The organism is Maribacter sp. R86514 (genome assembly GCF_044597005.1).
Lineage (GTDB): Bacteria > Bacteroidota > Bacteroidia > Flavobacteriales > Flavobacteriaceae > Maribacter.
Map to the genome: position 1 here is coordinate 2,610,186 of NZ_CP138999.1, position 11,446 is coordinate 2,621,631.

The following is an 11,446-nucleotide window of genomic DNA, read 5'->3' on the forward strand; positions in this document are numbered from 1 at the left end:
ATATAACATTTTAATACACTAAAGTTACATTTTTAAATAAAACTCTTTAGTCAAGTCCACATACTCAGCAGTATATACATGCCTATCAGTTTCGATGATCAATTCTGTGTTATCGCATTCTTTGGCTACTCTAGAGAACGTCAATAACACACGTTTTATTTCTGCGGTTGGGTTTCCTCTCACATGCAAAGACTCATTCAAAAAAAAACCTTCACCTTCAGCTCTTTTCACAAAAGCATCTTTTTCCTTAAAAGGTATAATTGTGGTGAACACGCCATTCTCAGACAACAACTTTGAAACTGCCGCTATGAGTTCATCAAAAGGAAGAAACTCATTTTGCCGTGCCTGATCTCGTTGTACATTTCCTGATGCAACATTTTCTGAATAAAATGGAGGATTACAGACTATCAACTCATATTGATCTTCAATTTCATCAACAAACTCATCCAGACCGGCATGATAGCAGTATAACCGATCCCCCCATGGGGATAATTCAAAATTCTCCACACACTGCTCATAGGCATCCGGTTCTATTTCTAGGGCGTCAATTACCTCAGCATTGCTTCTTTGTGCAAGCATCAATGCTATAACTCCTGTACCGGCACCAATATCAAGAATGGATTCTGGATTATTATCTACTGTAGTCCAAGCACCCAACAGAACGCCGTCCGTACCAATTTTCATGGCACAACGGTCTTGATTAATACTAAATTGTTTAAATTTAAATAGCTCGCTCAATGTATATTTTCTAATGTGTTAAGTTATTTAATATTCTACTTTTTGCATCTGCAAGGTAGCTTCTGCCAATAGTATATCTAATACCGCCAATTTCAACACTATTTCCTTCTACTACATTTACCTTATCTACTGCAATCGTGAAAGATCGATGTATTCTAATAAAATTATCTCCAGGTAGTTCATCTGTAAAACTACTCAGTGTACTATGAATGATATATTTAGCAGTAGGGGTAATAATCCTGATATAATCTTTAAGGCTTTCTATAACCATTATCTCCTCAAGATATATTTTCTGAAGTTTCTTTTTATCGACCTTCACAAAAATAGATGGCTTCTCATCCTTATCTGAACCACTATTTCCAGAACCTTTCTTAAGACCGATAACACGATCTACAGATTTAAAGAAACGTGGTAGTGAAATCGGTTTCACCAAGTAATCTATTGCCTGTAGCTCAAAACTTTTCAAGGCATGCTCTTCATGTGCAGTTGTCATAATTACAAATGGCTTTTTATCTAGTGTACTTAAAAATTCCAATCCATCAAGAAAAGGCATATTAATGTCCAAGAACATAATATCTACTTGATTATCTCTTAAAAAAGTTGATGCATCTAACGCGTTAGAAAAGGTACCTTCTAATTTCAATTCCTTGACTCTTTCTATATAGTTTTTAAGCACATTTATTGCTAACGGTTCATCATCTACTACTATCACTTTTAAAATCATACTACCTTAAGCTTTAAAACAACATTGAACATTTTATCCTCCTCAAATATCTTTAATTCGTAATCATTTTTATCATACCCCAACTCTAAACGTTTTTTTACATTTGAGAGTCCTATACCACCGCGTTTTACAGGATATTTATATTCTGTATTTACGAGCGGAATGGAATTTGACACTTTAAAACCCATAAATCCGTCCTCTACGTTGACATCTATTTTAATCTTCATTTCCCCAATATTCTTATTTGCCCCATGTTTAAAGCAATTTTCAATAAGAGGAATCAAAAGCATTGGCGGAATCTTACAATTCGTAAGATCGCCAGAAATATTCATATCAATCTTCAAAGAATCATCGAACCGAATACGTTCCAAATCTATGTAATTTCTTATACAATTAATTTCACTTGTTAAATCTTGACGCTGTTTTTTAGTGGCATACAGCAAGTATCTCATCAGTTCAGATAATTTTAAAATTACTTCTGGCGCCTGATTAGATTTTTCTAAGGTTAAAGAATATATATTATTTAAGGTATTAAAGAAAAAATGTGGTGAGACCTGAGACCTTAAAAAACGAAGTTCCGTTTTAAGTTGACGCTTTTCTAAATCATGAAGTTTACTACTTTCCCTAATCCAATCAACCGTTAATTTTATAGCCGTAAAAAATGATATTACATACACTTCACCTATCATACTTTGCACAGCAAAACCAATAGTTAACCTATCAATAATTTCTGAACTTTCTGGCATTACATCTTTACTTACCAAATAATAAGTAAGATTAAATTTCACCAATAGCATTAGTATTAATGCTGCTATTATAAAAAGCGTGTATTGGATATACTTTTTATTATAGATAAATTTTGGCATTAAATAATAAGCATTTAAATACGCCAAAAACATATGTATTGGAAACCCAATTATATTAGTGTGTAGTGACAATAGAAAATTGTCATGAATAAATGACCAACGAAAAGTATTAAAGACGAAATATACAGACCAGAATAAAAAATGATGCCATGGTTTAATATCATTTACACCAAAAAAATTAGGCTTTCGTAAAAACTTCATCAATCTAATATCCATGATGAAAAATTAATACTATTTCTACTATTAATTACTGTTAATAGTAATCTTTATTGGTTTTATCTTTTAGTATTTACTCTCCTAAATAGTACCTGAAAAAAGCAAATAAAAACTAAGACAAATACAGATCAACCAAACCTTCAGGTGTAGTGACAAAAATACTCTTGTTCTCACGATCTACTTTAGTGATAATATCGTCACTAACAGGTATTAATAATTGAGTTCCGTCTTTCTCCACCTCAAACAAAGCTTGTGCTGTAGTATCGTTAACGCTTTGTATTATACCTATATCACCGTGAACAGAATCTATCATAGTAAAACCGATGATTTCATGATAATAAAACTTGTTACCCGTTAGTTTGGGCAACATGGTAAGTGGTAAGTATAGTCCAGATTTCATAATGCGGTCCGCATCAGATTCTGATTTCACCTCTTCAAAATCTATACGAAGTAAGTTAGATTTATGAAGTCGGCATCTTTTAATAAAAAATGGAACCAGATTGTTTCCTAAAGAAACAAATACTGATTCCATTTTTTCGTAAATCTCGGGATCATCGGTATCTAGTTTAACCAGTACCTCACCTTTGAAACTATATTTTGAAACGATATTACCTAGGTAGAAACAATCTTCCTTTCGCATCGTTTCTTAAAAATTATGCTTTATCTTCTTCAGCAGCAGGAGCTTCTGGAGTTTCAACAGCTTGTTCTGGCTCACCAGCAGCTTCAACAGCTTCTACTTCAGCTTCAGCGTTTTCACCTTCAGCAACTTCTGGTAAAGCAGCAGCGGCAGCTTCAGCAGCACGCTTATCGTTTACTTCTTTTTCCGCTTTTAAGGCAGCAGCTCTAGCATCAGCTTTAACTTTATCAATACCACCAACTTTATCAGCAATAGCAGCTTCTTTTTCAGTAACCCAAGCATTGAATTTTTCTTCAGCTTGCTCTTCGGTCAATGCACCTTTACGAACACCACCTAATAAGTGATGCTTTAAAAGAACACCTCTATAAGAAAGAATAGCTTTAGCAGTATCAGTTGGTTGCGCACCGTTTTGTAACCATTTTACAGAACTATCAACATCAAGTTCAATTGTTGCAGGGTTAGTATTAGGATTGTAGATACCTAATTTCTCTAAGAATTTACCATCTCTTTTAGCTCTTGCATCTGCAGCAACTACCCAATAGAATGGTTTTCCTTTTTTACCGTGTCTTTGTAATCTAATTTTTACTGGCATATCACATTAATTTGTAGGGTGCCCGACCCTTGATTATTAATTCTAGTTTTTTAACTCGTTCGCCATCAGCCAGCAAAGCTAATCTGAAAGCGGGTGCAAATATAATTTAAAATGCTGAATTGGCAACAATGAATTTAAGTTATTTCAACTGGCTTTTTCAAAAATGCAAAATAGAAGATTCAAAAATACAACTATCTAACAGTAACCACCATATACACTAGCCCTCCAGCTATTAATCAGCAAGCACAGTTCTAACTATACTATTCATTTATTACTCATAAAAAGCACTCGTTAATAACTCTTAGCAACTCCGCTTTTTCTAACAAGCACTTTTTAGTAATTTTATAGGCACTTTTTAGGTCACGTAACTGACCGCTTTTGAACACACAGAAAATTCGCTATGTACCTCATATTTGATACCGAAACTACCGGTCTTCCAAAAAACTGGAACGCACCTATTACAGACACAGACAACTGGCCACGTTGTATACAGATTGCATGGCAGCTGCATGACGATATGGGAAAATGCATTGAGCATGAAGATTACCTAGTTCGCCCAGAGGGGTTCAACATTCCTTATGATGCCGAGCAAATTCACGGTATTTCTACTGAGCTTGCCGAGCAAAAAGGTCTTTCTCTTGCAGAGGTTTTGGAGAAATTCAACATTGCCATGTCTAAAACAAAATTCATTGTTGGACAGAATGTAGGTTTCGATTTAAATATTATGGGCGCGGAATTCCACCGTTTGGGTGTTGAAAATCCGCTACAAGAACTTCCTGTTTTAGATACCTGTACAGAACACACGGCACAATTATGCCAGATCCCTGGTGGTAGAGGTGGTAAATTCAAGTTACCCACATTAACAGAATTGCACCAATATTTATTTGGAGAGCCTTTTGGCGAAGCGCATAATGCAACTGCCGATGTTGAGGCAACCACACGTTGCTTTCTAGAACTTATACGTAAGCAACAGTATACAAAAGAACAGTTAGATGTTCAACCCGATTATTTCAAGAATTTCTCTGAGGCTAATCCGCAGGAAATTGAACTTATCGGTCTTAAACACATCAACCTTAAAAAAGCATCGAAAAAAATTGCCGATGCTCTTTGGGCAAAAGATACGGGCGGAGTTTCTCAAGAAGAGATAGAAGAAAACTTGGCTACTTTAGAGAACGCAAGTTTCTCACATTTACATAATCACACACAATTCTCCATATTACAATCTACCATAAGTGTTCCTGATTTGGTAAAAGCTGCAGCAAAAGCCAAAATGCCTGCAGTGGCCATGACGGACCATGCGAATATGATGGGTGCATTTCATTTCGTAAACGGAGTGTTAAATCATAACAAAGGTGTTGTTTCTAGAAATGAAGCAAATCAGAAAAGATATGAAGCTACACAAAACGACACTTTAGAAGAAGGTCAAGAGCCCTTAACCGAACTACCGGAACCTGAACAAGAAATAACTCCTATAATAGGCTGCGAATTTCAGGTCTGTGAAGATCATACCAACAAATCACAAAAAGACAACGGCTACCAAATAGTAATGCTCGCCAAGAGCAAGAAGGGCTATTTGAACTTAGCCAAGATGTCATCAATTGCCTTTGTTTCGGGTAAATACTATGTGCCCCGTATCGATAAAAAGGTGATTGAGCAGTACAAAGAAGATGTCATGGTGCTGACAGGAAACTTGTATGGCGAGGTTCCTAGTAAAGTATTGAACGTTGGTGAAAAACAAGCCGAGGAAGCATTAATTTGGTGGAAGGAGACTTTTGGCGGTGATCTTTATATTGAAATCATGCGCCATGGTCAAGAAGATGAAGATCGTGTAAACCAAGTCTTGATTCAGTTTGCTAAAAATCATAATGTAAAATTAGTAGCCACCAATAACACCTACTACGTAGAAAAGGAAAATGCACACGCGCATGACATTCTTTTATGTGTTAAGGATGGTGAAAAACAAGCTACACCAATTGGTCGTGGTCGTGGATATCGTTACGGATTACCAAACCAAGAATACTACTTTAAGTCATCTGATGAGATGAAGGAGCTTTTTAAGGATATCCCTGAAGCTATCATCAATATTCAAGAAATCGTTGACAAGGTAGAGACCTTTACTTTAGCTCGTGACGTACTGTTACCTGCGTTCGATATTCCAGAAGAATTTCAGTTCGAGGAAGACAAGCTAGATGGTGGCAAACGTGGTGAAAATAAATTTCTACGCCACATTACCTATGAAGGCGCAAAGAAAAGATATGGTGAAATTACACCCGCTATTGATGAGCGATTAGATTTTGAGCTTAAAGTAATTGAAAAAACGGGCTATCCTGGTTACTTCTTGATTGTGGAAGATTTTATTAGGGCAGCAAGAACTATGGATGTATCCGTAGGTCCCGGCCGTGGATCTGCCGCAGGATCTGCCGTTGCCTACTGTTTATGGATTACGAATCTAGACCCTATTAAGTACGACCTACTTTTTGAGCGTTTCCTAAATCCGGATCGTGTAAGTATGCCCGATATTGATATTGATTTTGATGATGAAGGGCGTGGTCGTGTAATGGACTATGTAATTGACAAATACGGGGCTAACCAAGTGGCACAGATTATCACTTATGGTACCATGGCTGCTAAATCTGCTATTAGAGATACGGCACGTGCCCTGGATTTACCTCTGCAAGATTCAGACCGCATGGCAAAGTTGATACCCGATATGTCTAAGTTAAAAAAGATTATTGGGGTCGATGAAAAAGTCTTGAGATCGAAATTTAGATCAGAAGATTTAGAAAAGATAAATGAGCTTTTAGCAATTTCCGAAGGTGATGGTCCTGAATCGGAAACTTTAAACCAGGCGTACGTTTTAGAAGGTTCTGTTCGTAATACCGGTATTCATGCCTGTGGGGTTATTATTACCCCAGATGACATTACCAAGTTCGTACCCGTGGCACTTGCCAAGGATTCCGAGATGTACTGTACACAGTTTGACAACTCCGTTGTGGAGGATGCCGGATTGTTAAAGATGGATTTCTTGGGGTTGAAAACGCTGACCTTGATTAAGGACACCGTCAAAATTGTAAAAGCAAAACACGGTGTTGAGCTAGACCCAGAGAATTTTCCGTTAGATGATGTAAAAACATACGAGCTCTTCCAAAGAGGAGAAACAGTTGGTGTATTCCAATATGAATCTCCCGGAATGCAGAAACACATGAGATCGCTAAAACCTACCGTTTTTGCGGATCTTATTGCTATGAACGCTTTGTACCGCCCTGGTCCAATGGAATATATACCAAGTTTCATTGCCCGTAAACACGGTACGGAAGAAATTATATATGACCTTGATGCCTGTGAAGAATACCTAGCGGAAACCTATGGAATTACGGTATACCAGGAGCAAGTGATGCTCCTTTCACAAAAGTTGGCAGACTTTACAAAAGGTGAAGCCGATGTCTTGCGTAAGGCAATGGGTAAAAAGCAGAAGCACGTACTAGATAAAATGAAGCCAAAGTTCATTGATCAAGCTTCAGCAAAAGGACATGCAGTTGATAAACTGGAGAAAATTTGGAAGGATTGGGAAGCATTTGCTGCCTACGCCTTTAACAAATCTCACTCCACCTGCTATGCATGGATCGCATACCAAACCGCATATTGCAAAGCCCACTACCCTGCTGAATATATGGCAGCGGTATTGAGTAATAATATGAACGATATTAAACAGGTTACTTTCTTCATGGAAGAATGTAAACGTATGGGCTTGGATGTTTTGGGCCCGGATGTAAATGAATCTTATTACAAGTTTGCCGTAAACGATGCCGGTGCTGTCCGTTTTGGAATGGGTGCCGTAAAAGGTGTTGGGCGTGGTGCGGTAGAAACCATCGTAGAAAACAGAAAAGAAGAAGGACCCTACAAATCCGTATTCGATTTTGCAAAACGAATAGATCTTCGTGCAGCAAATAAAAAAGCATTTGAAAGTTTAGCCGTTGCAGGAGGGTTCGATTCTTTTGGCGATACACACAGAGCACAGTATTTTCATAATGAAGGAGACGGAGTAACGTTTTTAGAGAAGACCATAAAATATGGCGCTAAATTTCAAGAAAGCGAGAACTCCAGCCAAGTAAGCCTTTTTGGTGATGCAAGCGAGGTACAAATACCAGAACCAGTAGTACCACCATGCGAGGAATGGGGTACTATGGAAAAACTTCGAAGAGAAAAAGAAGTAGTAGGTATTTATATTTCTGGTCACCCTTTAGATGACTTTAAAACAGAAGTAAAGGCATTTTGCAATGCTAACATAGCTTGCGTAAATGATCTACCTACCTATGTCAATAGAGAACTTACCTTTGCCGCAGTAATTACAGATGTACAGCATAGGGTTTCTAAGAATGGAAAAGGTTGGGCAGCATTTACCATGGAGGATTATACCGACTCTTATGAATTTAGAATTTTCGGAGAGGAATATTTAAAATTCAGACACTTCTTAATGATCAACTCCTTTGCCTACGTAAAATTATTTGTACGTGATGGATGGATGAATAAAGATACCGGTAAAAAAGGTGACCCAAGAATGCAGTTCAATAGTTTTATGTTGCTACAAGAAGTGATGGAAACATACGCTAGAAAACTCACGATAAAACTGAACATTGCCGACTTAAAAGAGGAAAATGTGCGTACATTAAAGGACACTTTCACCAATCATAAAGGCGAGCACCCCGTCAACTTTATCGTTTACGAAATGAAAGAAAAAATTAAGGTAACATTAAATAGTCGAAAACAAAAGGTAAATATTTCCACTGAGCTATTACAACTTTTAGAGAAACAAGACGTTCATTTTAAACTGAATTAAAGCAGTAAGTATCCTGTTTAACTATTGAAATAGTAAATTTTACATCTTAGAATCGCAAATTATACTTTATAAGACGTGATGCTATGTAAGAAAAGAACTATATAAATATATAAATTAGCTTGATACCTTAATAGGCAAAACGAATTGCCAAGCTGTAAGGAAACAGAAGAATAATTGACTAAATTTGCATAATCAATAAAAGAAATTAAGATGGCATTAGAAATAACAGATGCTACTTTTGACGAGGTAGTATTAAAAAGCGATAAACCAGTAGTAGTAGATTTTTGGGCAGCATGGTGCGGTCCTTGTCGTATGGTAGGCCCTATCATTGACGAAGTTAGTACTGAATATGACGGCAAAGCTGTTGTTGGTAAAGTTGACGTAGATGCAAATCAAGAATTCGCCGCTAAATACGGGGTACGTAACATACCTACAGTATTAGTATTTAAAGGTGGTGAAATTGTAAGCAGACAAGTAGGTGTTTCACCTAAGAAAGTTTACACAGATGCAATAGACGCAGCTTTGTAAAAGCCCCAGAACCCCCAAAGGGGGAATATAAAATTTAAAAAATCCTGCTAAAAGCAGGATTTTTTATTTGTTATAATTTTAATTCCTTGCATCCAAAAGTTTAACCGTCTTTATTATCTTTAGAAGTGTGAATCTACAATCAGAATTAAACAAGTCATCCTTATTCTCTAACCTAGAGCTGCTAGCTAACCAAGTAGTAGAAGGTTTCATTAGCGGAATACATAGAAGTCCCTTTCACGGGTTCTCTGCGGAGTTTGCCGAGCACAAAATCTATAACAATGGTGAAAGCACCAAACATATAGATTGGAAACTATTTGCAAAGACAGATAAACTCTACACAAAGCGATACGAAGAAGAGACCAATTTAAGGTGCCACATGATCTTAGATAATTCTGCATCTATGTATTATCCTCAGATAGATAATTTAAGCATTGATTCCTTAAACAAGATAGGATTTAGCGTCTTGGCAATTGCTGCGCTAATGAACGTGCTTAAAAGGCAGCGAGATGCCGTAGGTTTGAGTATTTACTCTGATGCCTATAATTATTACGCACCTGAAAAAGGTAGTGAGCGTCATTTTCAAATGCTATTGGCGCAATTAAGTGAAGTTGGCATGGCTAAAAATCCCCCAAAAGAAACAAACACCTACACCTACTTACATCAGATTGCAGAAAATATCAAGCGAAGAAGTCTCATTTTTCTGTTTACGGATATGTTCCAAACCGAAAAAAACGATGATGAATTGTTCGAAGCACTCCGTCATTTGAAATATAATAAGCACGATGTTGTACTTTTTCACCCTATGGATAAAAATCGCGAATTATACTTCAATTTTGAAAATACACCCAAAAGATTTGTCGACGTGGAAACCGGCGAACATTTAGACTTATATGCCGATAATATTAAAGAAGCTTATAATGAACGTATTACCGCGTATTTATCTGACATTAAAATGAAATGCGCTCAATATAAAATCAAATATGTGGACATAGATATACACCGAGATTTCTCAACAGTCCTCAATACTTTTCTCGTAGAAAGAAATAAATTTCTCTAGATTGAAAAAAAAGTAAAAAAATGTTTGTGCAATTAAATAAACCACATATATTTGCACTCGCTAAACGCCACGGTCTGGTAGTTCAGTTGGTTAGAATACCTGCCTGTCACGCAGGGGGTCGCGGGTTCGAGTCCCGTCCAGACCGCAAAAAGCTCTCAAGAAATTGAGAGCTTTTTTTGTATTTAGATATCTACAAATTAGGTTTTACGGTTTAGAACCATCGGAGATGACTCGTCAATTTTATATAAAATTTGAATCACCTTTGTAACTTTGTTAATGCTCTTAACCTCTATCACAAGCCAAGTATTCTTTAGAAATCATAGAATTTAACATCAATAGAAGATACCGTATATAACCATAACTCACCTTTTATCTCAAACTCATATTCACTATAATTCTTTACCTTAATCTACCCTTTCAAACCCATCAAAAAAAAAAGTTTGAATTAATTTGTTATTACTTTAATGACTCACATATTTTTGATCTTACCTATTTCCAAATTTACCTCCTCTAATACATCTCTAAACATATTTTTTCATCGACCTGCCATATTCCAGAACTGTTCGAAAAGAAAATTCCCATATTGCAACCTACAGCCTTACCCCCAGATGGATAAATTTTATTTTTCAATATACTTTCTCTAAACACTACAGCCCTTGTTTTTGAGATAACTACAGGTTTTGAAAAAAGATATTTTAAATAATAGTTCTCCTTAGACACTCTTTGTGAAGGATTAAGTTCTAGTATGAACGTTTTTATTTCATTACATACACTGCTATCAGATTTTTTTTTCAAATGCGAGTTCTATTTTTCTCTTTTCTTTACTATTAATGAAACCCTGCTTCTTCCAATCTTATAAATGTTAATCTGGGTATGTTATTTACATTAATAACTAAAGAATCCTTTACATCATCCAAAGTATAAGCTATTGCCTTTTTATAGAATTCAATCTCTTGACACTCCATTTTTTGTGCAAGGGTCATTTGCCCTATTATAATAAAGAACCAAATACATCTGTTTTTTTTCATAAAAATCAATTTTGTGTGTTCAGAATTATACCAGCGTTTATTCTCCAAACTGTTTCTCCAAACATAATGTCACTTAAGTGTACATACTCATGAAGAATTGTAACACCTATTAAAAATGCTATTGCATCCCGTTTAATAAACTTAAAAATATCATATCTTAATATATACCACCACATATTTATGAAAACCAATTTTATTGCTGTCTAACCTATCACTATTTATA

10 protein-coding genes and 1 tRNA gene are annotated in these 11,446 nt (G+C 36.1%); 4 read left to right on the plus strand and 7 right to left on the minus strand.

Annotated features, from left to right (window positions below; genetic code table 11):
* Positions 1–24: 24 nt before the first annotated feature.
* The 5 genes from SJY30_RS11450 to SJY30_RS11470 all read right to left on the minus strand — a co-directional run bounded on the left by SJY30_RS11450 (position 25) and on the right by SJY30_RS11470 (position 3,773).
* A complete protein-coding gene (locus tag SJY30_RS11450) occupies positions 25–684 on the minus strand; it encodes a tRNA1(Val) (adenine(37)-N6)-methyltransferase (protein WP_396632310.1) in 660 nt (219 codons plus the stop codon).
* A 64-nt stretch (positions 685–748) separates the two neighbouring features.
* On the minus strand, positions 749–1,462 hold the full coding sequence (locus tag SJY30_RS11455; protein ID WP_396632311.1) for a LytR/AlgR family response regulator transcription factor: 714 nt from the start codon (positions 1,460–1,462) through the stop codon (positions 749–751).
* Entirely contained in the window at positions 1,459–2,328 is an 870-nt protein-coding gene (locus SJY30_RS11460; RefSeq protein WP_396632312.1) for a sensor histidine kinase, read from the minus strand. Before SJY30_RS11460 ends, SJY30_RS11455 begins: the two co-directional genes overlap by 4 nt.
* A gap of 328 nt (positions 2,329–2,656) precedes the next feature.
* A complete protein-coding gene (rimM, locus tag SJY30_RS11465; protein ID WP_396632313.1) occupies positions 2,657–3,184 on the minus strand; it encodes a ribosome maturation factor RimM in 528 nt (175 codons plus the stop codon).
* 13 nt (positions 3,185–3,197) lie between these two features.
* Positions 3,198–3,773, minus strand: coding sequence for a 30S ribosomal protein S16 (locus tag SJY30_RS11470; protein ID WP_396632314.1), 576 nt, complete (start codon positions 3,771–3,773; stop codon positions 3,198–3,200).
* 400 nt (positions 3,774–4,173) lie between these two features.
* Here SJY30_RS11470 and dnaE point away from each other — a divergent pair, with 400 nt between their 5' ends.
* From dnaE to SJY30_RS11490, 4 genes are all read left to right on the plus strand, one after another.
* Positions 4,174–8,610, plus strand: a complete 4,437-nt coding sequence (dnaE, locus tag SJY30_RS11475; protein ID WP_396632315.1) for a DNA polymerase III subunit alpha — start codon at positions 4,174–4,176, stop codon at positions 8,608–8,610.
* Between the two features lie 210 nt (positions 8,611–8,820).
* Entirely contained in the window at positions 8,821–9,138 is a 318-nt protein-coding gene (trxA, locus tag SJY30_RS11480; protein ID WP_024481982.1) for a thioredoxin, read from the plus strand.
* A gap of 127 nt (positions 9,139–9,265) precedes the next feature.
* Positions 9,266–10,195, plus strand: a complete 930-nt coding sequence (locus SJY30_RS11485) for a DUF58 domain-containing protein (protein WP_396632316.1) — start codon at positions 9,266–9,268, stop codon at positions 10,193–10,195.
* Between the two features lie 71 nt (positions 10,196–10,266).
* Positions 10,267–10,340 (plus strand) — tRNA-Asp (locus SJY30_RS11490).
* A gap of 365 nt (positions 10,341–10,705) precedes the next feature.
* Here SJY30_RS11490 and SJY30_RS11495 read toward each other — a convergent pair.
* A complete protein-coding gene (locus tag SJY30_RS11495) occupies positions 10,706–10,990 on the minus strand; it encodes a hypothetical protein (protein ID WP_396632317.1) in 285 nt (94 codons plus the stop codon).
* A gap of 32 nt (positions 10,991–11,022) precedes the next feature.
* Positions 11,023–11,223: a hypothetical protein gene (locus SJY30_RS11500; protein ID WP_396632318.1), complete on the minus strand. Its 201-nt coding sequence runs from the start codon at positions 11,221–11,223 to the stop codon at positions 11,023–11,025.
* Between the last annotated feature and the right edge of the window lie 223 nt (positions 11,224–11,446).

Bases quoted from the DNA above. Each gene is read 5' to 3' on its own strand.
- SJY30_RS11500 (WP_396632318.1), bottom strand. From the start codon at position 11,223: ATGAAAAAAAACAGATGTATTTGGTTCTTTATTATAATAGGGCAAATG.
- SJY30_RS11450 (WP_396632310.1), bottom strand. From the start codon at position 684: ATGAAAATTGGTACGGACGGCGTTCTGTTGGGTGCTTGGACTACAGTA.
- dnaE (WP_396632315.1), top strand. From the start codon at position 4,174: ATGTACCTCATATTTGATACCGAAACTACCGGTCTTCCAAAAAACTGG.
- SJY30_RS11455 (WP_396632311.1), bottom strand. From the start codon at position 1,462: ATGATTTTAAAAGTGATAGTAGTAGATGATGAACCGTTAGCAATAAAT.
- trxA (WP_024481982.1), top strand. From the start codon at position 8,821: ATGGCATTAGAAATAACAGATGCTACTTTTGACGAGGTAGTATTAAAA.
- SJY30_RS11460 (WP_396632312.1), bottom strand. From the start codon at position 2,328: ATGCCAAAATTTATCTATAATAAAAAGTATATCCAATACACGCTTTTT.
- SJY30_RS11470 (WP_396632314.1), bottom strand. From the start codon at position 3,773: ATGCCAGTAAAAATTAGATTACAAAGACACGGTAAAAAAGGAAAACCA.
- rimM (WP_396632313.1), bottom strand. From the start codon at position 3,184: ATGCGAAAGGAAGATTGTTTCTACCTAGGTAATATCGTTTCAAAATAT.